Source organism: Mycobacterium sp. DL99 (genome assembly GCF_004762045.1).
In the GTDB taxonomy this organism is placed as follows: Bacteria; Actinomycetota; Actinomycetes; order Mycobacteriales; family Mycobacteriaceae; genus Mycobacterium.
In genome coordinates, this window is record NZ_SJOM01000007.1 from 2280082 (window position 1) to 2303782 (window position 23701).

Annotated in this window: 26 protein-coding genes; 16 read left to right on the top strand and 10 right to left on the bottom strand. The window is 68.0% G+C overall.

The annotated features are described in order from the left end of the window. Positions 1–10: 10 nt before the first annotated feature. Positions 11–1294 carry an outer membrane protein assembly factor BamB family protein gene (locus tag EYZ64_RS11465; protein ID WP_135459951.1) on the bottom strand — a complete coding sequence of 428 codons (1284 nt, stop codon included), beginning with the start codon at positions 1292–1294 and terminating at the stop codon, positions 11–13. 117 nt (positions 1295–1411) lie between these two features. Between EYZ64_RS11465 and EYZ64_RS11470 the strand changes: the two genes are divergently transcribed. Next, the gene (locus EYZ64_RS11470; RefSeq protein ID WP_135453542.1) at positions 1412–2155 is read left to right on the top strand and encodes an acyltransferase; all 744 of its coding nucleotides are present in this window, start codon (positions 1412–1414) and stop codon (positions 2153–2155) included. Between the two features lie 9 nt (positions 2156–2164). Here EYZ64_RS11470 and EYZ64_RS11475 read toward each other — a convergent pair whose 3' ends face one another. The 6 genes from EYZ64_RS11475 to EYZ64_RS11495 form a co-directional block, all read right to left on the bottom strand. Then, positions 2165–2761, bottom strand: a complete 597-nt coding sequence (locus EYZ64_RS11475; protein WP_135459952.1) for a hypothetical protein — start codon at positions 2759–2761, stop codon at positions 2165–2167. Between the two features lie 71 nt (positions 2762–2832). Further along, positions 2833–3051 carry a hypothetical protein gene (locus EYZ64_RS32405; RefSeq protein WP_286174789.1) on the bottom strand — a complete coding sequence of 73 codons (219 nt, stop codon included), beginning with the start codon at positions 3049–3051 and terminating at the stop codon, positions 2833–2835. After that, positions 3048–3176 (bottom strand): hypothetical protein, encoded by a 129-nt coding sequence (locus EYZ64_RS32410; protein ID WP_286174791.1) that lies wholly within the window; start codon positions 3174–3176, stop codon positions 3048–3050. The genes EYZ64_RS32405 and EYZ64_RS32410 overlap by 4 nt, the downstream gene beginning before the upstream one ends. Positions 3177–3216: 40 nt before the next feature. Beyond that, complete coding sequence (locus EYZ64_RS11485; RefSeq protein WP_135453543.1) at positions 3217–4458, bottom strand: glycosyltransferase family 4 protein; 1242 nt, start codon at positions 4456–4458, stop codon at positions 3217–3219. Between the two features lie 85 nt (positions 4459–4543). Beyond that, the gene (locus EYZ64_RS11490; protein ID WP_135453544.1) at positions 4544–6130 is read right to left on the bottom strand and encodes a 1,4-alpha-glucan branching protein domain-containing protein; all 1587 of its coding nucleotides are present in this window, start codon (positions 6128–6130) and stop codon (positions 4544–4546) included. Beyond that, a complete protein-coding gene (locus EYZ64_RS11495; protein ID WP_135453545.1) occupies positions 6127–6900 on the bottom strand; it encodes a class I SAM-dependent methyltransferase in 774 nt (257 codons plus the stop codon). The genes EYZ64_RS11490 and EYZ64_RS11495 overlap by 4 nt, the downstream gene beginning before the upstream one ends. A 217-nt stretch (positions 6901–7117) precedes the next feature. Here EYZ64_RS11495 and EYZ64_RS11500 point away from each other — a divergent pair, with 217 nt between their 5' ends. The 12 genes from EYZ64_RS11500 to EYZ64_RS11555 all read left to right on the top strand — a co-directional run bounded on the left by EYZ64_RS11500 (position 7118) and on the right by EYZ64_RS11555 (position 16985). Next, complete coding sequence (locus EYZ64_RS11500; protein WP_044517415.1) at positions 7118–7909, top strand: electron transfer flavoprotein subunit beta/FixA family protein; 792 nt, start codon at positions 7118–7120, stop codon at positions 7907–7909. 33 nt (positions 7910–7942) lie between these two features. Continuing rightward, positions 7943–8899, top strand: coding sequence for an electron transfer flavoprotein subunit alpha/FixB family protein (locus EYZ64_RS11505; protein WP_135453546.1), 957 nt, complete (start codon positions 7943–7945; stop codon positions 8897–8899). Between the two features lie 250 nt (positions 8900–9149). After that, positions 9150–9893, top strand: coding sequence for an SDR family oxidoreductase (locus EYZ64_RS11510; protein ID WP_135453547.1), 744 nt, complete (start codon positions 9150–9152; stop codon positions 9891–9893). A gap of 1 nt (position 9894) precedes the next feature. After that, complete coding sequence (locus EYZ64_RS11515; protein WP_044517420.1) at positions 9895–10305, top strand: cupin domain-containing protein; 411 nt, start codon at positions 9895–9897, stop codon at positions 10303–10305. Next, entirely contained in the window at positions 10305–10964 is a 660-nt protein-coding gene (locus EYZ64_RS11520) for a nitroreductase (protein ID WP_135453548.1), read from the top strand. The genes EYZ64_RS11515 and EYZ64_RS11520 overlap by 1 nt, the downstream gene beginning before the upstream one ends. 87 nt (positions 10965–11051) lie before the next feature. Then, the gene (locus EYZ64_RS11525; RefSeq protein WP_135453549.1) at positions 11052–11900 is read left to right on the top strand and encodes a GNAT family N-acetyltransferase; all 849 of its coding nucleotides are present in this window, start codon (positions 11052–11054) and stop codon (positions 11898–11900) included. Further along, positions 11897–12739 carry a lysophospholipid acyltransferase family protein gene (locus tag EYZ64_RS11530; RefSeq protein WP_135453550.1) on the top strand — a complete coding sequence of 281 codons (843 nt, stop codon included), beginning with the start codon at positions 11897–11899 and terminating at the stop codon, positions 12737–12739. Before EYZ64_RS11525 ends, EYZ64_RS11530 begins: the two co-directional genes overlap by 4 nt. Before the next feature lie 47 nt (positions 12740–12786). Next, the gene (locus tag EYZ64_RS11535; RefSeq protein WP_167857788.1) at positions 12787–14013 is read left to right on the top strand and encodes a cysteine desulfurase family protein; all 1227 of its coding nucleotides are present in this window, start codon (positions 12787–12789) and stop codon (positions 14011–14013) included. Beyond that, the gene (gene mnmA / locus EYZ64_RS11540; protein WP_135453551.1) at positions 14010–15080 is read left to right on the top strand and encodes a tRNA 2-thiouridine(34) synthase MnmA; all 1071 of its coding nucleotides are present in this window, start codon (positions 14010–14012) and stop codon (positions 15078–15080) included. The genes EYZ64_RS11535 and mnmA overlap by 4 nt, the downstream gene beginning before the upstream one ends. Positions 15081–15090: 10 nt before the next feature. Beyond that, entirely contained in the window at positions 15091–16101 is a 1011-nt protein-coding gene (locus tag EYZ64_RS11545; protein ID WP_135453552.1) for a uroporphyrinogen decarboxylase/cobalamine-independent methonine synthase family protein, read from the top strand. Positions 16102–16170: 69 nt separating this feature from the next. Further along, positions 16171–16665 carry an SRPBCC family protein gene (locus tag EYZ64_RS11550; RefSeq protein WP_135453553.1) on the top strand — a complete coding sequence of 165 codons (495 nt, stop codon included), beginning with the start codon at positions 16171–16173 and terminating at the stop codon, positions 16663–16665. Continuing rightward, the gene (locus tag EYZ64_RS11555) at positions 16662–16985 is read left to right on the top strand and encodes an ArsR/SmtB family transcription factor (protein WP_135453554.1); all 324 of its coding nucleotides are present in this window, start codon (positions 16662–16664) and stop codon (positions 16983–16985) included. The genes EYZ64_RS11550 and EYZ64_RS11555 overlap by 4 nt, the downstream gene beginning before the upstream one ends. On the opposite strand, the gene EYZ64_RS11560 is transcribed toward EYZ64_RS11555, so the two are convergent. Next, a complete protein-coding gene (locus EYZ64_RS11560) occupies positions 16982–18556 on the bottom strand; it encodes a 4-coumarate--CoA ligase family protein (RefSeq protein WP_135453555.1) in 1575 nt (524 codons plus the stop codon). The genes EYZ64_RS11555 and EYZ64_RS11560 overlap by 4 nt on opposite strands. Positions 18557–18567: 11 nt before the next feature. Continuing rightward, positions 18568–18969: an MmcQ/YjbR family DNA-binding protein gene (locus EYZ64_RS11565; protein WP_135453556.1), complete on the bottom strand. Its 402-nt coding sequence runs from the start codon at positions 18967–18969 to the stop codon at positions 18568–18570. A gap of 103 nt (positions 18970–19072) precedes the next feature. Here EYZ64_RS11565 and EYZ64_RS11570 point away from each other — a divergent pair, with 103 nt between their 5' ends. Together EYZ64_RS11570 and ligA are read left to right on the top strand one after the other, a co-directional pair. Next, the gene (locus EYZ64_RS11570; protein ID WP_135453557.1) at positions 19073–20494 is read left to right on the top strand and encodes a multicopper oxidase family protein; all 1422 of its coding nucleotides are present in this window, start codon (positions 19073–19075) and stop codon (positions 20492–20494) included. A 34-nt stretch (positions 20495–20528) separates the two neighbouring features. Further along, entirely contained in the window at positions 20529–22622 is a 2094-nt protein-coding gene (ligA, locus tag EYZ64_RS11575; RefSeq protein ID WP_135453558.1) for an NAD-dependent DNA ligase LigA, read from the top strand. Positions 22623–22634: 12 nt separating this feature from the next. Here the strand turns inward: ligA and EYZ64_RS11580 are convergent, their stop codons facing one another. Continuing rightward, positions 22635–23294 (bottom strand): ACT domain-containing protein, encoded by a 660-nt coding sequence (locus EYZ64_RS11580; RefSeq protein WP_135453559.1) that lies wholly within the window; start codon positions 23292–23294, stop codon positions 22635–22637. Between the two features lie 103 nt (positions 23295–23397). Between EYZ64_RS11580 and gatC the strand changes: the two genes are divergently transcribed. Further along, positions 23398–23697: an Asp-tRNA(Asn)/Glu-tRNA(Gln) amidotransferase subunit GatC gene (gatC, locus tag EYZ64_RS11585; RefSeq protein WP_044517434.1), complete on the top strand. Its 300-nt coding sequence runs from the start codon at positions 23398–23400 to the stop codon at positions 23695–23697. Positions 23698–23701: the final 4 nt, after the last annotated feature.

A 23701-nucleotide genomic window follows, 5' to 3' on the forward strand; every position in this document is an offset into this window, starting at 1 on the left:
TGACGCGTGATCAGGCCGGCGCGAACCCGTACACCTGGCCGTCACTGGTCGCGGTGACGATCCGATGGTCGTTCCCGATCGATACCCCGACGGGCCAGCCGGTGGCCTCCGGAACGGGATAGGCATTGAGGGTGTGCCCGTCGGAGGTGTCGAACACCAACAGGGTCTGGCCGTGTCCGCCCTCGCGGGCAACCGTGTAGCCGACACCGTCCGCGCGACTCGATGTGGTCAGCGGGACCACATCGTCCCGGGTCCAGGCCACCTCGCCGTGGTCTCCGGCATCGCGCACCGCGGTCAGCTTGGCCTCCGGTCCGCCCCCGGCCACGATCAGCCCTTCCGGCGACACGGATGGCGGGGTCTGGGCCAGATAGTTCAGTGGCACCGACCATTTCGGCGAGCCGTCGGCAGAGTTGAGTGCCCACAGCTTCTGGTCACGGCCGTTGACGTACACCGTCGAACCGTCGGCGGACAGTACCGGGCTGGCCAGCGGTCCGCGGCCCACGGCGTTGCTGGTCCATTCCTGGGTCAGAAGAGTGGCCTGGCCGGGGTGGTAGCGCAGCCCCATCAGCACGGGCGCCTCGGCCCCGGGCTGCCACACACTGAGCACCACGAGGCCGGCCTGATGGGAGAAGGCCGGTGCGGCCGCCACCGGGCACCGCGACCGGGCCGGCTGGCAGTCGCCCAGACCACGCTGCGAATCGGTCGGGTCCACACCGGAAACCAGATCCAGCGGTGTTCCCTCGACCGTGCCGCGGTGCCCGTCGAACACCAGCACCTGGCCCAGATGGGTGACCACCAGCAGTTGGCCGTCATCGAGGAGCCGGGGCGTGGTCGGCATGCCGATCACCGGTTGACGCCAGCGGATCCACTGTGTCGGCGGGAAGGACAGGATGGTGCCGGGCTGCCCGACATAGACGTTGTCGAAGCCGTCGAACAGGGGACTGGACCAGCCACCGCCCAGCACCAATCGCGTGCACCAGCGCTGGCGGGCGTTGTTGTCGGCCTCCCACACCATCAACGAACAGCCCCCGGCGGTCTGCGCGTTGACCGCCAGGCGATTATCCGTGCTCAGTGCCACCTGGGCACCCAGCTCACCCTTGACCGACCGGCTCCACTCCAGGCGGAGCGCCTCGGGGCCGCGGGATCGGATGTAGCTGCTGTTGGCGGCGTCTCCGTACTGCGCTGACCAGCCCTGTGCGGCGTGCGCTTCCACCCAGGAATCGGTGTTCTCGCAACCGGCGAGCAGGCCTGTGAACAGCACCGCGACCGCCAGTGCAAGGTATCGCCGGAACACGATGTCCTTTCGTCGCCGAACACGCATGGGGCAGGTATGAGTGGCCCAGGTGAGGGTACCCGGCCGCGCGGCAGGACCTGGTAACGCGCCTGTTGGCCTCGCGTAGGCTGTCCGGCCATGACGACGATGTGGGGCGCCCCGATTCACAAACGCTGGCGGGGCTCCCGGCTACGTGATCCGCGCCAGGCCGACTTCCTGACCAAGGCGTCGCTGAAATGGGTGATCGACAACCGTGCCTACACCCCGTGGTACCTGGTGCGGTACTGGCGGCTGTTGAAGTTCAAGCTGGCCAACCCGCACATCATCACTCGCGGCATGGTCTTCCTCGGCAAGGGTGTGGAGATCCAGTGCACGCCGGAGCTGGCGCAGATGGAGATCGGTCGCTGGGTTCACATCGGCGACAAGAACACCATCCGCTGCCACGAGGGCTCGCTGCGTATCGGCGACAAGGTGGTGCTGGGCCGCGACAACGTCATCAACACCTACCTCGACATCGAGCTCGGCGACTCCGCGCTGATGGCCGACTGGTGCTACGTGTGCGACTTCGACCACAAGATGGACAACATCGACATGCCCATCAAGGACCAGGGGATCATCAAGGGCCCGGTGCGCATCGGCCCGGACACCTGGATCGCCGCCAAGGTCACCATCCTGCGCAACACCTCGATCGGCCGCGGCTGCGTGTTGGGCGCCCACGCTGTGGTCAAGGGTGAGATCCCCGATTTCTCGATTGCCGTCGGGGCGCCGGCCAGGGTGGTCAAGAACCGCAAGCTGGACTGGGAGACGTCGGCCGCCGAGCGCGCCGAGCTCGCCGCGGCACTGGCCGACATCGAGCGCAAGAAGGCGGCCAACAGCAACTGACCGGGCCGCTCAGGCCCCGTTGCATACTCCGGAATCGCGGATCACGTTCCCGTAGACATTCGCGGTGGCGATGTTGGCGTTGATCACCCCGGCCGGCTGCTGTTTCTGGATCTTGTCGCTGATCTGGGTCAGCTGATACCACAGGTGATAGATCGAATCACCGTTGTACAGCGGTGAATACTGGCTCTGGTCGGGGTAATTGGTGATGTACAGGGTGTGAGCTCGGGGATCGAGGAACGCCGCCGACTGATCGACGTTGGCTTTCACGGCGTTGCCCGCGGCCTGCACGCCGGGTGCGGTCCAATAGTCGTGCTGCCCGCCCAGGAAATTCTGGAAACCCACGATCTGACTCATCAACGTGCCGTATTGGGCGTTGAACCACTGGCAGGACTCGCGCTGGGCGTCGATCTGCCCGGGAGTGACGCGCACCTGCCACAGGTTGTAGGGGAACACCGTGTAGTTCGGTGACCAGTCCGAGGGTTGGGGCACGAACGCCGGCAGTGAGGGCGCGGTGCCGTTGGGCTCGGCGGTCGCCGGTGCGGCCAGGCCGAGTGTGAGCGTTGCGCCGACGAAAGCAGCGCAGACCGTACGTAGATGTCGGGGGATCTGGACCACGCCTCGATTGTGCTTGGTCAGTGCGGCGCCGACAGCGGATCGACGATTCTCGAACGCGCGCGTCAACCCGCCCAGTCGATGCCGAAGCGGGCGCTCAGGGCGGCGATGGCCAGACCCTGCGCCAGCATCATCGCCGCACCCAGTCCCTGAACCGCCCGTGCCACCAACCCGATCCGCAGCATCCGGCGCCGGCTGAACCGGTCACCGAGCGATCCTGCGGTCAGCAGAAACGCCGCGAACGTGACGTTGTAGGCGTCGATGGTCCATTGCGCACCGGTCACCCCGCCGCCGGGTCACTGCCGATCGCGGGGAGCGCCAGGTTGACGGCGTTCGCGTCGACCAGGCCGACGAACAGCCCGAGGTAGGCGGCGATCAGCGTGAGGATGGGCGAGCGTTGTGGTGCCATAACCGCACGCTAGGTGCGGAATGGTTCGACGCCGGTCGAATCAGCGGTCGGGCAGGGCGTGCTCGACGATCGGCCGGCGCGGATGTGGCTCCCGCTCGGCACGTTTGGCGGCCAGATAGACCTGGCTGGTCTCGGCGGCCACGGTGTGCCAGTCGAAGTCGGCGCTGAGCCGCTCGCGCGCGGCGATCGCCCGCCGCTGCGCGGCCTCGGGATCGTCGAGCACAGCGCGGACCGCCGCGGCCAGCCCGACCACATCCCGTGGTGCAAAGGACATTCCGGTCTGGCCGTCGATCACCGCTTCGCCCAGGCCGCCGACGTTCGAGGTCACCAGCGGGGTTCCGGTGGCCGCGGCTTCCAGTGCCACGATGCCGAACGGCTCGTAGTGGCTGGGCAGCACCGCGGCGTCGGCGGCCTGCAGGGCCTGCAGCAGTTCCTCGTGCCCGAGCCGTCCGACGAACCGGGTCGCCTTGAGCACCTTGTGCTTCCGGGCCTGCTCGACAAGCCACTGCTGCTGGGTTCCATCGCCGGCGATGGTCAGGGTGGTGCCGGGATGTGCGCGCCGGATACGGGGCAGGGCCGCGATCGCGTCGTGCACACCCTTCTCGTATTCCAGACGACCGAGATAGAGCAACTCGGGTGGACCCTGCCGGGGACGTCGCGGCGCGAACGGCCAGAGATCGGCATCGATCCCATTCCGGATCACCCTGATCTCGGACAGCTCGGGTCCGAACAGCTCGGTGATCTCATCGCTCATCGAGGCCGAACACGTGATCAGCGAATCGGATTCGCGCACCAGCCAGGATTCCACGGCATGCACCTGGCGGCTGATCGGGCCGGAAACCCAGCCGGAGTGCCGACCCGCCTCGGTGGCGTGGATGGTGGAAACCAGTGGCACATCGAAGAATTCGGCCAGGGCGATGGCGGGATGGGCCACCAGCCAGTCGTGGGCGTGAACGAGGTCGGGCACCCAGCGGTCGCCCGAATTGTCTTTGACGGCAAGGCCGGTGCGCACCATGGCGTGGCCCATGGCCAGGGTCCAGGCCATCATGTCCGTGCCGAACACGAACTCATGCGGATCCTGGGCGGCGGCCACCACCCGTACTCCCTCGCTGACCTCGTCGGTGGACGGGTGCGTGCTGGGATCGGTGTCGGTGGGCCTGCGGCTGAGCACCACGATCTCGTGTCCGGCTTCGGCCAGCGCGGTGGCCAGGTGGTGCACGTGTCGGCCCAGACCGCCGACGACTACGGGCGGGTACTCCCATGACACCATCAGGATCTTCATGACTGCGTGCCTTCGTGCCGGTGTGCGGAAAGTGCTGAGGGTTGGTGGCGTGTCGGGCGGCAGACACGCAAGCTCGCGTTGATGGTCATTTTGGCAGACGCCGGGCGTCGAGGGCACCGAACAGTCCGTCCGCCTTGTTCCATCCGTCGGCGAGGCGCTCGGCGTGGTCGCGACGGCCAGAGGCCAGTGCATCGGAGATCTCGCGCGTCGCGTGGGCGTGCAGATGGGCGCGGTAGCGCGCGTAATCGGCGGCCGAATCCTTGCTCACCATGAACGGCCAGTCGCTGGACACGGTCAGCAACGTCTCCCGCAGGATCTGATCGGCCACCCGGTCGCGCGGGGTCGGTGCACCGACCGCGGCATGCTGGGTGAGCGCCTTGTCCACAGTGCTCAGCGCACCGTCGACCACTTCGCTGTTCAGCCGCACCAGATCGGTGACCTTCTCGCCGTTCCAGACCTGCCAGTTCTTGCCCGAACCCCATGAACTGGGCGGCAATTCGACCGGGTCGCCGACGAATCCACCGGCCTTGGCATCCGCCAGCGTGCCCACCTGCACGCCGGCTGCCGGCAGTGCCCGCAGTACCCGGCCCAGCCACTCGGGGCCCTCGTACCACCAGTGCCCGAACAGTTCGGTGTCGAACGCGGCCACCACATGTGCCGGGCGGCCGATCCGCTCGCTCTCGCTGACCAGCCGGCGGCGGACCACTTCGACGAAGTCGGCGACGTGCTCGTCGATCGCACGGTCGGCGCGCTGCGGATCGTAGGGAGCCTTCTCCTCGGACGGGACGTTGCGGCCGGTGACCCGGGCCGGCTTGAGGCCCGTGGTGTGGTCGTAGGTGTGGAAATCCCGGTATGCGGCATGACCGGGGTAGCCGGACTTCGGCGACCACACGCGGTAGCTGACCTGCAGGTCGCGCCCGAAGGCCACCACGTCGGAGTCACCGACCGGGCGGCCGAGGGAGGTGTCGCCGTGTAGCGACGGGCCGTCCACCATGAAATGACCGACACCGGCCGCGGCATATCCGGTCTCCATGCCCGGCGCGTACGCGCATTCGGGCGCCCAGATTCCGACCGGGGTGTGCCCGAACCGCTGCTGCGCATCGGCCAGGCCTTCGCGCAGTGCGAACTCGCGCAGTCGCGGGTTGAGCAGGGGCTGGAACGGGTGCGACAGGGGACCGCCGAGCAGCTCGATGGTCTCGGCATCGATCAGCTCGCGCAGTAGCCCGCTGGCGCCGTGCCGCCAAAGGGTGGTGAATTGCTCGATGGCCGCGCCGGCCTCGGCGTACTCGCGAACCCCGAACTGCTGCAAGGCTTCTTGACCGCGCAGCGTCGTCGCCTCCTGGGCGCGCAGCTGCCAGTTGGCCAGCCAGTGATGCATGCCTGTGAGGCAGTAGGGGTCATCGAGCTGCGCGGTGACCACCGGCGTCATGCCGAGCGTGATCAGATGGCTGCGGTCCTCTGCGGCCAGACCGCGCAGCACCCGCATCAACGGCAGGTAGGCCGCGGCCCAGGACTGGTAGAGCCACTCCTCGCCGACCGGCCATCGGCCGTGATGGGCCAGCCAGGGCAGATGGGTGTGCAGGACGAGCGTGAACAACCCCGGAACCGGATCGCCGGCGACATCGGGCCGGGGTACAGGTTCGGGTTCGGGGTCGGCAGCGGGATGTGTCACGGCCGCACCGCGATCGCGACCAGGTCCAGGCTGTCGTCAATGTTGCGTTCGTTCGCGGACGTGAGATCGAAGTCATCGATGCTGACGGCGGCCACGTCGGCGAGCAGCTGTTCGGGCCACGGAGCGTCGGCCACGGCCCGCTGCACCTGTGCCTCGATGATCGAGCCGCCGTGCCGCGCGTCGAGTTCGGCCAGCCCGGCGCCGTGAAACACCCCGAGCATCGACTCGACGGTGAAACCGGCGTCGTGCAGCAGTTCGGTCAGCTCCGCGGCATTGAGCTCACGGGTGTGGAACGGGTTGAGCGGGGTGTCGCGACCGGGGGAGAAGGTGATGCGGTTGGGGGTGGAGACCAGGAATACGCCACCTGGCCGCAGCACGCGGAAACACTCGGAGACGAATTGACCCTGATCCCACAGGTGCTCGATGACCTGGAAATTCACCACGACGTCGACGGACTCGTCCGCGAGGGGCAGCTCGGCCAGGTTGCCGTGCCGGATGTCCACCCGGGGGTAGCGGGCCCGCACGTGTGCCACCGTGGCCTCGTCGTAGTCCAGTGCGACGACGCGGCGCGCCACGTCGGCGATCAGGTCGGCGCCGTAGCCTTCACCGCAGCCGGCCTCCAGGACCTCGCGATCGACGCACCGGCCGGCCAATCGCTGATACACCACCTCATGACGGCGAAACCAGTAATTCTCCTCGGCCAGGCCGGGGATGGTCCGCTCGCCGGTCAGGGGTAGGGCGTTATCCGGGTCGCCAACGAATGCGCTCATTGGAAGGCAGGCTAACCCAGGCGAAGCGGTGGTGGACTATCCGCGAACGGTTCCCTTACCTCAGAGGTGTGGTAGGGGAGGCCGGAATACAAACTCCGACCAGCTATGGTGTTCCTGCGAACCATCAAAAGTTACCGACCGGTAACATGGTGCTAGTTGCCTAGAACGTGATATGAGCCCGGGCCACCGGTCTCATCGAGGAGGACGAACCAGAGTCATGACGAACATCGTGGTCCTGATCAAACAGGTCCCAGACACTTGGTCGGAGCGCAAGCTGTCCGACGGCGATTTCACCCTCGACCGCGAGGCTGCCGACGCCGTGCTCGACGAGATCAACGAGCGCGCCGTGGAAGAGGCGCTGTTGATCAAGGAGCGTGAGGGCGGAGACAGCACGGTCACCGTGCTGACCGCCGGCCCGGAGCGCGCCACCGAGGCGATCCGCAAGGCGCTGTCCATGGGTGCCGACAAGGCTGTACACCTCAAGGACGACGGCCTGCACGGCTCCGACGTGATCCAGACCGGGTGGGCACTGGCCCGCGCGCTGGGCACCATCGAGGGCACCGAGCTGGTCATCGCCGGTAACGAGGCCACCGACGGTGTGGGCGGCGCAGTCCCGGCCGTGATCGCCGAGTACCTGGGCCTGCCGCAGCTCACCCACGTGCGCAAGCTGACCGTCGAGGGCGGCAAGGTCACCGCCGAGCGTGAGACCGACGAGGGCGTGTTCAGCCTCGAGGCCTCGCTGCCGGCTGTGGTCAGCGTCAACGAGAAGATCAACGAGCCCCGCTTCCCCTCCTTCAAGGGCATCATGGCCGCCAAGAAGAAGGAAGTCACCGTGCTCACCCTCGCCGAGATCGGCGTGGAAGCCGATGAGGTCGGTGTTGCCAATGCCGGTTCCAAGGTGCTGTCTTCGACCCCGAAGCCGCCGAAGACCGCCGGCGAGAAGGTGACCGACGAAGGTGACGGCGGCACGAAGATCGCCGAGTACCTGGTTGCCCAAAAGCTGATCTAGCCCACCCACTTCCGAAAGACGTAACGAGAACTCATGGCTGAAGTACTTGTGCTCGTTGAGCACTCCGAAGGCGCATTGAAGAAGGTCAGCGCCGAGCTCATTACCGCCGCCCGCGTGCTGGGCGAGCCTGCCGCTGTTGTGGTGGGCAAGCCGGGCACCGCCGCCCCGCTGGTCGACGGCCTGAAGGCCGCCGGCGCGGCCAAGATCTACGTCGCCGAGTCCGACGACGCGGAGAGCTACCTGGTCACCCCCGTCGTCGACGTGCTGGCCGGACTGGCCGAGACGGCCGCCCCTGCCGGCGTGATCGTCGCCGCCACCGCTGACGGCAAGGAAATCGCCGCCCGCCTGGCTGCGCGTATCGGCTCGGGCCTGCTGGTCGACGTGGTCGAGGTCCGCGAGGGTGCAGTGGGCGTCCACTCCATCTTCGGTGGTGCCTTCACCGTCGAGGCCCAGGTCACCAGTGACACCCCGGTGATCACGGTCCGTCCGGGTGCCATCGAGGCCGCCCCGGCCGACGGTGCCGGCGAGGTCGTCAACGTCGAGGTCCCGGCCCAGGCCGAGAACGCGACCAAGATCACCAAGCGCGAGCCCGCCGTTGCCGGTGACCGCCCCGAGCTCACCGAGGCCAGCGTCGTGGTCGCCGGTGGCCGTGGTGTCGGCAGCGCCGAGAGCTTCTCGGTCGTCGAGGAGCTGGCCGACTCGCTGGGCGGCGCCGTCGGTGCCTCCCGCGCCGCGGTCGACTCGGGCTACTACCCGGGCCAGTTCCAGGTCGGCCAGACCGGTAAGACCGTGTCGCCGCAGCTGTACATCGCCCTCGGTATCTCCGGCGCGATCCAGCACCGCGCCGGCATGCAGACGTCGAAGACGATCATCGCGGTGAACAAGGACGAGGAAGCTCCGATCTTCGAGATCGCCGACCTCGGCATCGTCGGTGACCTGTTCAAGGTCAGCCCGCAGCTGACCGAGGCGGTCAAGGCCCGCAAGGGATAGATCCCCAACGCGTCAACGCAGAACCCCGGTGCACCTGGTGCGCCGGGGTTTTGTGCTGTGTGGGGCAAACGGGCGCACACAACGCGCACCGGGTGTCACGCTTGAAGTGGCGCTCGAGCCCGAGAGCCACTCTCGCGTGACAGGGCGGCGGCACGGTCTGCCGTCTCGACTACGGACTTTCCAGGGTTTGGATCTCGGCCTGCGGTGCCAGTGTTGGTTCTGCCAGCACGTCGAGAAAGGGATTCGCACAATGAAAATCACAGTCATAGGTGCCAGTGGCCAGATCGGTTCGCGGGTCGTGCGGTTGCTCACCGAAGCCGGGCACGACGTGGTGGCCGCCTCCCTGTCGTCGGGTGCCAACGTCCTGACCGGCGAGGGCCTGGCGGACGCGCTCAACGGCGCTGAGGTGCTGGTCGACGTGGTCAACTCGCCCTCGTTCGAAGACGGCGCCGTGATGGACTTCTTCACCACGTCCGCACGCAACCTGACGGCCGCCGCGAAGGAGACCGGTGTCGGGCACTACGTCGCGCTGTCGATCGTGGGCACCGACGGCCTGCCGGACAGCGGCTATATGCGGGCCAAGGTGGCCCAGGAGAAGGTCATCACCGAGTCCGGGCTGCCGTACACGATCGTGCGGGCCACGCAGTTCCAGGAATTCGCCGAGGCCATCACCGGGACGCTGGTGGTGGGCGGCGAGGTACGCGTCCCCGATGCCCGGATCCAGCTGATCTCCGTCGACGACGTCGCCGCCGAGGTGGCCAAGGTCGCCCAGGGCGCGCCGCTGGGAGGCATCGTCAACATCGGCGGGCCCGACAAGATCTCGTTCGCCGACATGGCACGCGCCGTGCTGGCCAAGCAGGGCGACGACAAGCCGGTCGTGATCGATCCGCAGGCAACGTATTTCGGCACCGCCGTCGACGACGACAGCCTGGTGACCGGCGACGACGGGATCCTCGGTGAAACTCGTTGGGTCGCATGGACCGGGGCTCACTGACATGCCTGTCACAGCGGAGCAGGAAAAAGCCCTCCACGATGCGATGACTGTGATCGCCACCGCGACACCGCCGTTCATCCCGCCGAATGCCGAGGTGATGACGACGATCATCGAGTGGCCCGCGGGATCCCCAGGGGCGCCGCCACACCGGCATCCGGCCGGACCCGCCTTCGGCTATGTGCTGGAGGGCGAGATGCTTTTCGAGCTGGAGGGCGAGGCGCCGCGGGTGGTGAAGGCGGGGGAGGCCTTCTGGGAGCCCGGCGGTGACGTCATCCACTACTCGGATGCCAACAACCGTGACGACATTCCGCTGAAGTTCCTCGTCAACATGCTGTGTGTGCCAGGTGAACCCATGCTCGTCATCGTCGAAGACGAGGAGCTCGAGGCCCGCAAGGACCGGCGAGTTCGCTGATGGCCGAGTTCGGAGACGTCGTCCGGTCGCGTCGTTCGTCGCGAATGTTTCTGCCGGACAAGCCTGTTCCGCGTGAGCTCCTGGACGAGGCGCTCGCGTTGGCCGTGCGGGCGCCGTCGAACTCGAACACGCAACCCTGGCACGTCTTCTTCGCGACCGGCGAGCGGCGCATCCGATTGGTGGACGCGCTGCTCGCCGCGGTCGAGGCGGCACCGCCGGCGGTCGGCTCCGCGGGCCTTCCGCCGCGGTTCGCTTACCTGCGCCGCGAGAGCGGCGCCCTGGTCTACGGGGCAATGGGGATCGCCCGCGACGACGCCGAGGGACGCTGGGCGGCCCAGAAGCGCAACTGGGAGTTCTTCCACGCGCCCGTCGCCGGGGTGGTCTGTATGCACCGGGATTTCACCAACGTCGACGCGATGGGGGTCGGGATGTTCCTGCAGACCCTGCTGTTGGCGTTGAACGAACGGGGACTCGGCAGTTGCGTGCAGGTGTCCATCTCGTTCTATCCGGACGTACTGCGCGAACAACTGGACGTTCCCGACGATCTGACGATCCTGAGTGGGCTGTCGATCGGCTATGCCGACCCCCAATTTGCGGCGAATCACCTGGACACACCGCGCAACCCGATCGGCGAGAACGTGGTGTTCCTGCAGGACTGACCGGCAGCCCAAAAAGTCACCTGGCGCTCACAGACATGTCACACAGGCGATGCCGTATGGAGACCCGGCTGGGCGACCGTGCTGGTTATGAGCACTGCATCTGTACTCATCGCCGCTGACCACGCCGACAGCGCCGCGCCCGATGCGCCGCGCTACACCCTGTTGTTGTCCGCCGATCCCGAGCTCATCGAAGCCGCCCAGCGGCTCCGTCACGACGTGTTCACCTCCGAACCCGGATTCGCCCTCACCGGGGCTGCCGATGGACGGGACGCCGATCGATTCGACGAGCACTGCGACCACCTGCTGGTACGTGAGGACCGCACCGGCGAGTTGGTGGGCTGCTACCGGATGCTGCCCCCACCCGGCGCCATCGCCGCGGGCGGGCTCTACACCGCCACCGAATTCGATGTCCGCGGTCTCGACGCACTACGGCCGTCCCTGGTCGAAATGGGCCGTGCGGTGGTGCGGACCGACCACCGCAACGGCGCCGTCGTCCTGCTCATGTGGGCGGGCATCCTGGCCTACCTCGACCGCTCCGGGTACGACTACGTGACGGGCTGCGTTTCGGTGCCGGTCGCCGGGAACGCCGACGGCCCACCTGGAACCCAGATCCGCGGGGTACGTGACTTCGTGCGGCGTCGCCACGCCGCGCCCGCCGAACACACGGTGTACCCGTACCGGCCGGTCGTCCTGGACGGCAGAGGGCTCGACGAAATCGACCCGCCGTCGCGGACCACGGTGCCTCCGCTGATGCGGGGCTACCTGCGCCTGGGCGCCCAGGTGTGCGGGGAACCCGCCCACGACCCAGACTTCGGGGTCGGGGACTTCCCGGCTCTGCTGGACAAACGCCGCGCCGATGTCCGCTACCTCAAACGCCTGCGCTCCGTCTCGGCCGCAGCCGACATGGCCGACGGGACGGCCGGGGGCGCGTCATGAGCACCGCCACGAGTGAACATTCCTGGCTGCCCAAGGCCTCGTGCGACGGCAGTTGCGTGCATGCCGGCGGCGCCGATGCCGGCCGTCGGATCGTGGTCTGGACCCGCACCACGGTGCGGGTGGTCATGGCCGTTCTTCTGGCGCCCGGGGTGCCGCTGCTGGCGGTGCCGATGCCGGGCCGCTCACACGTGCAGCGCTTCTACTGCCGGTTGATGCTGCGCTGCTTGGGGGTACGAATCGCCTTGTCGGGCGGACCTATTCGTAACCTGAAGGGCGTGCTCGTGGTCAGCGGCCACGTGTCTTGGCTGGATATCTTCACGGTCGGTGCGGTGCTGCCCGGCTCGTTCGTGGCCCGTGCCGATCTGGTCGAGTGGCCGGCGGTGGGCCGGCTGGCCCGGGTGATGAAGGTGATCCCGATCGACCGGGGCAGCCTGCGCCGGCTGCCCGCGGTGGTACACACCGTGGCCGAGCGCCTGCGCGCGGGGCACACGGTGGTGGCCTTCCCGGAGGGCACCACCTGGTGCGGCCTGGCCTACGGGCCGTTCCGGCCGGCGATGTTCCAGGCCGCGATCGACGCGGCCCGGCCGGTGCAGCCGCTGCGGCTGGTCTACCGCCACCGCGACGGCCGGCCGTCGACGATTCCGGCCTTTGTGGGGGAGGACACCCTGTTGCGATCGGTGCGGCGGGTCATCACCGCACGTCGCACGGTGTGCCATGTCCATGTGGGGTCGCTGCAGCTGCCGGGAGACGACCGGCGGGCACTGGCGGGCCGCTGCGAGGCGGTGGTGCGCGGCCACCAGGAGCTCCCCGGCGCACCCGCGCACGTCCTGGTGGCCTGAGGCGGCTGGAGGGACGGTCGCCTGCCAGCGGCTATCCTAGGAGGGTTATGGCCTCCATCCTGACCTCCACCTCAGGCCGGCCGGTCTATCTCGATCACGCCGCCACCACCCCGATGCACGCCACTGCCATCGAGGCGATGACCTCTGCATTGGCCACCGTCGGCAACGCGTCGTCGCTGCACGGTTCCGGCCGGATGGCGCGTCGCCGGATGGAGGAGGCCCGCGAGACGCTGGCCCGCCTGCTGGGCTGTCGCCCCTCGGAAGTGATCTTCACCGCCGGTGGCACCGAGAGCGACAACCTCGCCGTGAAGGGCATCTACTGGGCCCGCCGCGATGCCGAGCCGGCGCGGCGCCGGATCATCACCACCGCCGTCGAGCATCACGCCGTTCTGGACGCCGTGCAGTGGCTGGTCGACCACGAGGGTGCCGAGGTGACCTGGCTGCCGGTCGACGCCGAGGGCGCCGTCGCACCCGAGTCGCTGCGCTCGGCGCTGGAGGCGGGCGACGGACCCGCTGACGTGGCCCTGATCAGCATCATGTGGGCCAACAACGAGGTCGGCACGATCATGCCGATCGCCGAGCTGGCCGCCATCGCGGCCGAGTTCGAGGTCCCGATGCACAGCGACGCCATCCAGGCCGTCGGACAGATCCCGGTCGATTTCACCGCCACCGGGCTGGCGGCGATGAGCGTCGCCGCGCACAAGTTCGGCGGTCCGATGGGAATCGGCGCGCTGGTCCTGCGTCGGGACACCGCGTGTGTGCCCCTGCTGCACGGCGGCGGGCAGGAGCGCGACGTCCGGTCCGGGACACCCGACGTGGCCGGCACCGTGGCGATGGCCGCGGCCGCGGAGGTGGCCATCGGCGGGCTCGCCGAACACAGTGCCAGGGTGCAGGCGCTGCGGGACCGGCTGATCGAAGGTGTGCTGTCCACGATCGAGGACACCTACGTCAACGGGCCGCGTGGAGCCGACCGGCTTCCGGCCAACACCCATTTCACATTCCGTGGCTGCGAAGGCGATTCGCTTCTGATGCTGCTCGACGCCAAGGGCATCGAATGTTCCACCGGCTCGGCGTGCACCGCCGGCGTGGCGCAGCCGTCGCACGTCCTGATCGCCATGGGCGCCGACCCGGCCACCGCGCGGGGATCACTGCGATTCTCGTTGGGGCACACCAGCACCGACGCCGACGTCGACGCTGTGCTGCAGGTGCTGCCCGCGGCGGTCGAGCGGGCCCGGCAGGCAGCGCTGGCCAGCGCGGGGAGGACGTTCTCATGAGAGTCCTTGTCGCGATGAGCGGCGGCGTGGATTCCTCGGTGGCCGCCGCACGGATGGTCGATGCCGGCCACGATGTCGTCGGAGTGCACATGGCGCTGTCCTCGGCGCCGGGGACGCTGCGCACGGGATCCCGGGGTTGCTGCTCCAAGGAGGACGCCGGCGATGCCCGCCGGGTGGCCGACATTCTTGACATCCCGTTCTACGTATGGGATTTCGCCGACCGGTTCAAGGACGACGTGATCGACGATTTCGTCGAGTCGTACGCCCGCGGCGAGACCCCGAACCCCTGTGTGCGGTGCAATGAGCGGATCAAGTTCTCTGCGCTGGCGGCGCGGGCGCTGGCGCTCGGTTTCGACGCGGTGGCCACCGGTCACTACGCACGGCTGTCCGACGGCCGGCTGCGCCGCGCGGTAGACGCCGACAAGGACCAGTCCTACGTCCTGGGTGTGCTGACCGCCGAACAACTGTCACATGCGCTCTTCCCGATCGGTGACACGCCCAAGTCGCAGATCCGGGCCGAGGCCGCCGAGCGTGGCCTGGCCGTCGCGAAAAAGCCTGACAGCCACGACATCTGCTTCATTCCCTCCGGAGACACCCAGGCGTTCCTCGGTGCGCGGATCGGGGTCCGCCGCGGCTCGGTGATCGACAACGAGGGCACGGTGCTCGCCGAACACGAAGGCGTGCACGGTTTCACCATCGGACAGCGCAAGGGTTTGGGTATCGCGGGACCGGGTGCCGACGGCCGGCCTCGCTACGTCACGGCGATCGACGCCGATACGGGCACAGTGCGCGTCGGACCGGCCGAAGACCTCGAAATCTGGGAACTGGTCGGCGACAAGCCCGTGTTCACCAGCGGGGCCGCGTTGCAGGGGCCGGTGGAATGCCAGATTCAGGTGCGGGCGCACGGCGGGATCACCGACGCGGTGGCCGAGCTGCGCGACGGTCGGCTGGCGGTATCCCTGCGGGCACCGCTGCGCGGGGTGGCCCCGGGCCAGACCATGGTGCTGTACCGGCCCGACACCGACGGTGACGAGGTCATCGCCAGCGCCACCATCGCGCGCGTATGAGCGCGTTCGCATGAGTCTCTTCGCAGCGGCAACCGGTATCGGTTCCTGGCCGGGCACCCAGCCGCGGGCTGCCGCAGAAGTTGTCGTCGGTGAACTGCACACCCTGTCGCACCTCGTGGAACTGCCTGCGCGGGGAATCGGCGCCGACCTCATCGGTCGGGCCGGGGCCCTGTTGGTCGACATCGCCATCGACACCGTGCCGCGCGGGTACCGCATCGCCGGTGGCCGCAGTGCTGCGCTGCGGCGGGCGGTGAGCCTGCTCGGCGAGGACATCGATGCGCTGGAAGAAGCCTGGGAGCGCGCGGGGCTGCGGGGCAGCGGGCGCGCCGTCAAGGTGCAGGCGCCCGGACCGATCACGCTGGCCGCCCAGCTGGAACTACCCAACGGACATCGGGCCATCACTGATCATGGTGCGTTGCGGGATCTTTCGGCTTCCCTGGCCGAGGGGCTGGCGATCCACCGTGCCGAGGTGGCCCGGCGGTTGGAGACCCCGGTGGTGGTCCAGATCGATGAACCGTCGCTGCCCGCCGCGCTGGCGGGCCGGCTGTCCGGGGTCACCAGTTTCACCCCGGTGCATCCCGTGGACGAACCGTTGGCGATCAACCTGATCGAGGCCTGTGTGGCAGCGGCTGGCTCCGATGTCGCATTGCACTGCTGCGCTCCCGAGATGCCGTGGAAGGCGTTGTTGCGCAGCGCTGTTCACGCTGTGTCGGTCGACGTCTCGACTCTGACGCCCGCGGATCTGGACGGTGTGGGGGAGTTCGTCGATTCGGGGCGCACTGTGCTGCTCGGCGTGGTGCCCTCGACCGCGCCCGAGGGCAGGCCGTCGGTCGAAGAGGTCGCCAAGGCGGCGGTCGCGCTGACCGATCGACTCGGGTTCGCCCGGGCCGTGCTGCGTGACCGCATCGGCATCACGCCGTCCTGTGGGCTGGCCGGCGCCACCTCCCAATGGGCGCGCACTGCGGTGGAACTCACGCAGAAGGCCGCCGACGCGTTCGCCGAAGATCCCGAGGCCATCTAGTTAAAGCAACCAAAAGGTTGCGCGTTATTGGCGATGGACTTAGGCTGAAAAGCAACTGAAAGGTTGCATATGAGTACTGATCGGATCGAGAAAGAAGTTCTGCTCAAGGCGTCCCTGGACCGGGTGTGGCGGGCCATCAGCGATGCCGAGGAATTCGGTCGCTGGTTCGGGGTCCGGTTCGACGGGCCGTTCGTCGCCGGGGAATCGGTCAACGGGGTGATGACGCCGACCGAGGTCGATCCGGACGTGGCGGTGTCCCAGGAGCCGTACGCGGGCGAGGCGGCCAAGTGGCACATCGTCGCATTGGAACCGCCGCACCGAATGGCCTACCGCTGGCATCCCTACGCCGTGGATGCCGACACCGACTACTCGGCCGAACCGACCACGTTGGTGGAGTTCACCTTGACCGAGGCTGAGGACGGGGTGCTGCTCCGGATCGTCGAGTCCGGATTCGACGCGATCCCGGCCCACCGTCGGAGCGCGGCGTTCGAGTCCAACAGCGAGGGGTGGGCCATCCAGGCCGAACTGGTGCGCAAGTACCTCGCGCTCGGTGAGCCGGTGTGACGGCCACAGTCGCCGAGCGCGCACCACTTTTCGACGCGCTCGGCGATCCCAACCGGTTACGGATCGTCACCCGGCTCTGTGAGGCTGGTCCGTGTTCGACGGTGCAACTGACGCAGGTGATTCCGGTGACACGTCAGGCCGCGACCAAGCACTTGCTGTTACTGGAGGCGGTGGGTCTGGTGACCAGTGATCGCAAAGGCCGCGAACGGATCTGGCGGATCCAGCCCGAACCTCTGGTGCAGGCCAGTGACTACCTGACGGCGCTGTCGCGGCGCTGGGACAGCGCGATCGACCGCCTGCGGGCCTACGTCGAGGACTAGTTGTCGCGCAGCTCCCGGCGCAGGATCTTGCCGGCGGACGACTTGGGGATCGCCTCGATGAACTCGACCTGCCGCACCTTCTTGTAGGGCGCCACCAGGCCGGCCACGAACGCCATCACTTCATCGGCGCTCAACTCGGATGAGGGCTGTTTGACCACAAAGGCTTTCGGCACTTCCTCGCCGGATTCCTTGTCCTGCACACCGATCACCGCGGCATCGGCGATGCCGGGATGGCCCAGCAGCACAGCCTCCAGTTCGGCGGGCGGGACCTGGTAGCCCTTGTACTTGATGAGCTCCTTCAGCCGGTCGACGACGTAGACGCAGCCGTCGGAATCGACCTGGGCCAGATCCCCGGTGTGCAGGAAGCCGTCGGCGTCGATGGTCTCCCGGGTCGCCGCCTCATTGCCGAGGTAGCCGGCCATCACGTTGGGCCCCTTGAACCACAGCTCGCCGGTCTCGCTCAAACCCTCTGCCGGGATCTCGATTTCCTTGCCGGTGTCGGGGTCGACCAGCTTGCTCACACCGTTGGGAACGGTCCATCCGCACGAGTCCAGCGGTGCGATCGTGCCGACCGACGCCAGTCCACCGTCATGCGGGGTGATGTGGCTGACCGGGCTCAGCTCGCTCATGCCATAGCCCTGAGACACCGTGCAGCTCAATCGATCTGCCACGGCGCGACCAAGGTCGGCATCGAGCGAGGCCGCACCGGACAGGACCGCGCGCAGTGAGGACAGGTCATAGGAATCGACCAGTGGGTGCTTGGCCAGGGCGACGGCCACCGGTGGGGCGATGTAGACGAACGTGCACCGGTGGGTCGCGATGTTGTCCAGGAATTCAGTGAGGTCGAACGACGGCATGATGACGAGTTGGGCGCGCGCGTGCAGGGCGGCGTTGAGCAGCACCGTCATGCCGTAGATGTGGAAGAACGGCAGCACTGCCAGCAGCCGGTCATCGGCGGTCATGCCCTGCAGCGGGCGGATCTGTGCCACGTTGGCGGTCAGGTTGGCGTGGGTGAGCATGACGCCCTTGGGGTTCGCCGTGGTGCCCGAGCTGTAGGGGAGTGCGGCCAGATGCGTGGCCGGATCGAAGCTCACGTCGGGTGCCGGGCCCTGCGCACCGAGGCCGTCGCCGTCGAGCACCACCACCTGGTCGGGGGCCAGACCCGCGGCGGCCGCGCCCTCGGTGGCCTGCGGCAGCAACGCGCTCACCGTGACCAACAGGCGCGCCTTCGAATCCTTGAGCTGCTTGGCGATGTCACGCGCGGTGAACAGCGCGTTGACGGTGGTGGCGGTGGCGCCCGCGCGCAGGATCCCGTGGAACGCGATCGCGAAACCCGAACTGTTGGGGGACAGCAGTGCCACCACGTCGCCGACGCCGATGCCGCGCGCCGCCAGCCCGCCGGCGAACGCGTCGATCCGGTTCACCAGGTCGCCGTAGCTGGTCTCGGTACCGGACTTGGCGTCCACCATGGCGATCCGGCCGGCATCGGCCGCTGACATGCCGGCGAACAGGTAGTCGTAGACGCTGACGGCAGGCAGGTCGACGTCGGGGAATGGGCTGGCGAAACTCATGGCGCTTCCGATCAGTTCTCGTCGAGTTGTTTGATGAGCCGGCGCGCGGCGACCAGGCGGAACGAGGCGTCGATGAGTTCGCGGACCTCGCCCCAATCCACCTTCGCCGCAGTGAAGTCCAGACCGAGCCAGCCGAACGGGCCCATGTAGGCCGGGAAAAAGAAGCGGTTGTCCTGCTCTAGTGCCCGGCGGTCGCTTTCGTCGACCTTGATCAGCAGTGAATGCGGATACGGCACCATCTCGCCGCGACCCTCGGGTTTGACGTTGCCGCCGTACATGGCGAACATCTTCGGCGCACAGAACACCGGCCGGCCCCACGAGATCTTCTCGTAGGCCTCGGGAAACCCCAGGGCGACGGTGCGGAGTTCGGCCAGGCCCACGTCGTCGTCGCTGAACATGATCGGGTGCGGCATGCACCTAGATTAATGGGACGCCCGGTCCCGCCTGCGGGCGCAACCCAGCAGGCGATTCGGCCGTTCTGCGCCTTGGGCAATCCTGTGGTGTCACGCTGAATCGATGATCGATCGGCGCGGATTTCTGGTGTTGTCCGCGGCAGGCGCCGCTGCGGCGCTCGGCGCCTGCACGTCACGGACGCCGTCGGCCGACCTTTCTGGCAAACCCGTCGAAGTCGCGTTCACCGCGGCCGAATCCGACGTCGACCTCGGTGGCGTCGCGGTGCGCACCTGGACGTACACCGGCACGGTCCCCGCCACCGAGATCCGGTTGCGAAAAGGCCAGACGCTGCGCGTACCGGTGACCAACAAGCTGCCGCAGGAGACCAGCGTGCACTGGCACGGCCTGGCGATTCCCAATGCGATGGACGGTGTTCCGGTGCTGACCCAGCCGGCGATCGCTCCGGGCGGGAACTTCACCTACGAGTTCGCCGTCCCCGACGCGGGCACCTACTATCTGCACTCCCACGTCGGGACCCAGCTCGACCGCGGCATGTACGGACCGCTGATCGTGGAGGACCCTGCGGACGGCAAGGACTACGACGACGAACTCGTTGTCGTGCTCGATGACTGGATCGACGGCACCGGCACCGATCCGGATCAGGTGGCCGAAAATCTCAAGAGCAAGGGCATGAAGCCGATGTCCGGTGCGGGACCGATGCTCAGCCCGACGACGCCGCTCGGCGCGGACGGGGGTGATGTCACCTATCCGTACTTCCTGGCGAACGGGCGCACCATCAAGGACCCGCAGACGGTCGATTACCGGTCCGGGCAACGTATTCGGCTGCGGATCATCAACGCGGGCGCCGATACCGCGTTCCGGGTCGCGGTGCCCGGTACCGAGCTGAACGTCACCCATGCCGACGGGTATCCGGTGCAGCCGCAGCGCACTGAATCCGTGATCCTCGGCATGGGCGAACGCGCCGACGCCATCGTCACGCTGGGGTCCTCGGTTCCGGTGATCGCCGCGGCCGAGGGCAAGGACGGTTATGCGCGTCTGAGCATGCGGGTCGACACGTTGCCGTCAACGCTCGACGTGGAGGCATTCGTCAAGACGCTGCGTGCGCGGGCCCCACTGAACACCGCGACACTCAGGCCCACCGCGGCTGTCCTTCTGCCGCAACGCAATCCGGATATCACCGTGGATCTACGGCTGGCCGGACCGATGGCCGGCTACACCTGGCCGATCAACGGGAAGCTCTACGACCCGCCCGACAACGGCATCGTCCTGGCGAAAGACAAGCGGGTCCGCATCCGGTTTCTCAGTGAATCGATGATGTTCCATCCGATGCACCTGCACGGCCACACGTTCCAGGTGGTCGGGCGCAGCGGTCCGGCGGCCCGCAAAGACACCGTTCTGGTGCCGCCCAAACAGACCGTGGAGGTGGACTTCGACACCGACAATCCCGGCAAATGGATTGTCCATTGTCACAACGACTACCACCTCGACGGCGGAATGGCGACATTCTTCTCCTACAGCGGCTGATCGGCTTGTCGGCGCATTCGACTAACCTGCGGGGGTGACCTCGAACGACACTGGAGACGCTGACCTGCGACGACGTTGGCAGGAACTCGCAGAAGAGGTGCGGGGCCATCAGTTCCGGTACTACGTCAAAGACGCACCGGTCATCTCCGACGCCGATTTCGACGTGCTGCTGCGGCAGTTGCAGGCGCTCGAGGAGGCGCACCCCGAGCTGCGGACCCCGGATTCCCCGACGCAACTCGTCGGCGGCGCCGGGTTCGCCACCGAATTCGCGCCCGCCGAGCATCTGGAACGGATGCTGTCCCTGGACAACGTGTTCGATTCCGATGAGCTCTCGGCGTGGGCGGCCCGGATCAGCGGGGAGACGGGCGACGCCGCGCACTTTCTGTGCGAGCTGAAGATCGACGGCGTCGCATTGGCGCTCGTCTACCGCAACGGCCGCCTGGTGCGGGCCGCCACCCGGGGTGACGGGCGCAGCGGTGAGGACGTGACGCTCAACGCCCGCACCATCACCGACATCCCTGAGCAACTGACGGCCTCCGACGAGTTTCCGGTGCCCGACGTGCTGGAGGTGCGCGGTGAGGTGTTCTTCCGCGTCGCCGACTTCGAGGAGCTCAACGCCGGGTTGGTAGCCGAGGGCAAGCCGCCGTTCGCCAACCCCCGCAACAGCGCAGCGGGCTCGCTGCGTCAGAAGAACCCAGCGGTCACCGCGCGCCGCCGGTTGCGGATGATCTGCCACGGGCTCGGGTACACCGAGGGTTTCAACCCGCCGTCGTTGCATGACGCCTACCGGGCGCTGGGTGCGTGGGGGCTGCCGGTATCCGCGCACACCGCAAAGGTTTCCGGCGTCGCCGCGGTCGCCGAGCGGATCGCCTACTGGGGTGAGCACCGCCACGATGTCGACCATGAGATCGACGGCCTGGTCGTCAAGGTGGACGAGGTGGCGCTGCAGCGTCGGCTCGGCTCGACCTCACGCGCGCCCCGCTGGGCGGTGGCCTACAAATACCCACCTGAAGAGGCGACCACGAAGCTGCTCGACATCCGGGTGAGCGTGGGGCGGACCGGCCGGGTCACGCCGTTCGCCTACATGGAGCCGGTCAAGGTGGCGGGCTCGACCGTCGGCCTGGCCACACTGCACAACGCGACGGAAGTTCAGCGCAAGGGGGTGCTGATCGGCGACACCGTGGTGATCCGCAAGGCCGGCGACGTGATCCCCGAGGTGCTCGGCCCGGTGGTCGACCTGCGCGACGGATCCGAGCATGCGTTCGTCATGCCGACCAACTGTCCCGAATGTGGCACCGAGCTGGCGCCGGCCAAGGAGGGCGACGCCGACATCCGCTGCCCGAATACCCGTAGTTGCCCGGCGCAGTTGCGGGAGAGGGTGTTTCACGTCGCGGGCCGCGGCGCGTTCGACATCGAGGGGCTCGGCTATGAGGCGGCCACCGCGCTGCTGCAGGCCGGGGTGATCGCCGACGAGGGTGATCTGTTCACCTTGACCGCCGACCAGTTACTGCGCACCGAACTGTTCACCACCAAGGCCGGGGAGCTGTCGGCCAATGGCAAGCGGTTGCTGGCCAATCTGGACAAGGCCAGGGCCCAGCCGCTGTGGCGGGTGCTGGTGGCGTTGTCGATCCGCCACGTGGGTCCCACCGCGGCGCGGGCGCTGGCCACCGAATTCGCCAGCCTGGACGCCATCATCGCGGCCAGCGAGGAACAGCTGGCCGCGGTCGAAGGGGTCGGCCCGACGATCGCCGCCGCGGTCATCGACTGGTTCACGGTCGACTGGCACCGCGCGATCGTCGACAAGTGGCGCGCCGCCGGGGTCCGGATGGCCGACGAACGCGACGCCAGCATCGAGCGCACGCTGGAAGGTCTGTCGATCGTGGTGACCGGGTCCCTGCCTGGGTTCTCCCGTGACCAGGCCAAGGAGGCCATCATCAGCCGCGGCGGCAAGGCCGCCAGCTCGGTCTCCAAGAAGACCGCCTACGTGGTGGCCGGGGACGCGCCCGGATCCAAGTACGACAAGGCCGTGGAGCTCGGGGTCCCCATCCTCGATGAGGACGGCTTCCGCACCTTGCTGGCGGTCGGCCCGCAAGCGGCACCTGATGGGGAAACGTCCGAGGAGAGCTAGTCGCAGGGCGTTTCAGCGCAGGATCGTGGCGACGATCCCGGCCAGATAACCCAACCGGGCCACCTCCGAGGGCCGGAACCCCGGACCGCCGGGACGGCCCAGCACTACCGCGGTGTTCGGGTCACCCAAGGGCGCGGCGGCCAGGGTGGTGTCCATGTCGCGCCACACCCGCGGCACCCAATCCTCGGTGCCGTCGAGTGCGGCGGCGTGCTGCAACGGCAACCATGGAGCCGACTGGGCCTGCGTCTCGGGAGCGCCGTGACTCCCGGCGATGCGTTCGACGCCGGTTGCGGTGGACCGGACCACGACACACCAGCTGACGCGCAGGACCCGGGGTGCTTCTTCGGCGAGCACCTTCAGCCGGCCGGCCTTTGAATGCGCGGCGGCGACGTGGTCGATCAATTCAAGTTCGCGGTGTGCCTCCAGCAGCCCGGTATGCGGGCGGATGCTGTCGACAAAGACGCCCGACAGGTTCTCGGCGGCAGTGATCAAGGTGTCCGGCATGGAGCCCTGCGGCAGGTCGACGACCAGATCGTCGATCGCGTAGCCGGCTCCGCGCTCGACGACGTCGAGCGACAGGATGTCGGCACCGACCGAGCCCAGAGCCACGGCGAGTGAGCCGAGGCTGCCTGGTCGGTCCTCTAGCTGGACCCGCAGCAGATACGAAGGCACGCGCATCACTGTTGCACAGGGCGCGTGCCGGGGCATGCCGGCGCATCGTCGGTTGTACTGCCGACGGGAGCCCGATTTGGCGGCTTGACTAGGCTGCATTGTCGTGTCGAAGATCTCCCGAGACGAGGTTGCCCATCTGGCGCGTCTGGCGCGCTTGGCGCTGACCGACGACGAACTGGACAGTTACGCCGGCCAGCTGGATGCCATCCTCGGCCACGTCAGCCAGATCCAGTCCGTCGACGTCACCGGCGTGGAAGCGACGGACAACCCACTCAAGGACGTCAACGTCAGCCGGCCTGACGTTGTCGAGCCATGCCTGACGCAGGAAGAAGCGCTGGCCGCCGCGCCGCGCGCCGAAGACGGGCGCTTCGCCGTGCCGCGGATTCTCGGAGAGGGTGAATGACGAG

What these genes read in the sequence shown, in the direction of transcription:
- EYZ64_RS11510 (WP_135453547.1), top strand. Translation starts at nt 9,150, where the DNA reads ATGAAAATCACAGTCATAGGTGCCAGTGGCCAGATCGGTTCGCGGGTC.
- EYZ64_RS11495 (WP_135453545.1), bottom strand. Translation starts at nt 6,900, where the DNA reads ATGAGCGCATTCGTTGGCGACCCGGATAACGCCCTACCCCTGACCGGC.
- EYZ64_RS11470 (WP_135453542.1), top strand. Translation starts at nt 1,412, where the DNA reads ATGACGACGATGTGGGGCGCCCCGATTCACAAACGCTGGCGGGGCTCC.
- EYZ64_RS11505 (WP_135453546.1), top strand. Translation starts at nt 7,943, where the DNA reads ATGGCTGAAGTACTTGTGCTCGTTGAGCACTCCGAAGGCGCATTGAAG.
- EYZ64_RS11545 (WP_135453552.1), top strand. Translation starts at nt 15,091, where the DNA reads ATGAGTCTCTTCGCAGCGGCAACCGGTATCGGTTCCTGGCCGGGCACC.
- EYZ64_RS32410 (WP_286174791.1), bottom strand. Translation starts at nt 3,176, where the DNA reads ATGGCACCACAACGCTCGCCCATCCTCACGCTGATCGCCGCCTACCTC.
- EYZ64_RS11485 (WP_135453543.1), bottom strand. Translation starts at nt 4,458, where the DNA reads ATGAAGATCCTGATGGTGTCATGGGAGTACCCGCCCGTAGTCGTCGGC.
- EYZ64_RS11550 (WP_135453553.1), top strand. Translation starts at nt 16,171, where the DNA reads ATGAGTACTGATCGGATCGAGAAAGAAGTTCTGCTCAAGGCGTCCCTG.
- EYZ64_RS11515 (WP_044517420.1), top strand. Translation starts at nt 9,895, where the DNA reads ATGCCTGTCACAGCGGAGCAGGAAAAAGCCCTCCACGATGCGATGACT.
- EYZ64_RS11565 (WP_135453556.1), bottom strand. Translation starts at nt 18,969, where the DNA reads ATGCCGCACCCGATCATGTTCAGCGACGACGACGTGGGCCTGGCCGAA.
- EYZ64_RS11560 (WP_135453555.1), bottom strand. Translation starts at nt 18,556, where the DNA reads ATGAGTTTCGCCAGCCCATTCCCCGACGTCGACCTGCCTGCCGTCAGC.
- mnmA (WP_135453551.1), top strand. Translation starts at nt 14,010, where the DNA reads ATGAGAGTCCTTGTCGCGATGAGCGGCGGCGTGGATTCCTCGGTGGCC.
- EYZ64_RS11570 (WP_135453557.1), top strand. Translation starts at nt 19,073, where the DNA reads ATGATCGATCGGCGCGGATTTCTGGTGTTGTCCGCGGCAGGCGCCGCT.
- EYZ64_RS11500 (WP_044517415.1), top strand. Translation starts at nt 7,118, where the DNA reads ATGACGAACATCGTGGTCCTGATCAAACAGGTCCCAGACACTTGGTCG.
- EYZ64_RS11535 (WP_167857788.1), top strand. Translation starts at nt 12,787, where the DNA reads ATGGCCTCCATCCTGACCTCCACCTCAGGCCGGCCGGTCTATCTCGAT.
- EYZ64_RS11520 (WP_135453548.1), top strand. Translation starts at nt 10,305, where the DNA reads ATGGCCGAGTTCGGAGACGTCGTCCGGTCGCGTCGTTCGTCGCGAATG.
- EYZ64_RS11530 (WP_135453550.1), top strand. Translation starts at nt 11,897, where the DNA reads ATGAGCACCGCCACGAGTGAACATTCCTGGCTGCCCAAGGCCTCGTGC.
- EYZ64_RS11525 (WP_135453549.1), top strand. Translation starts at nt 11,052, where the DNA reads ATGAGCACTGCATCTGTACTCATCGCCGCTGACCACGCCGACAGCGCC.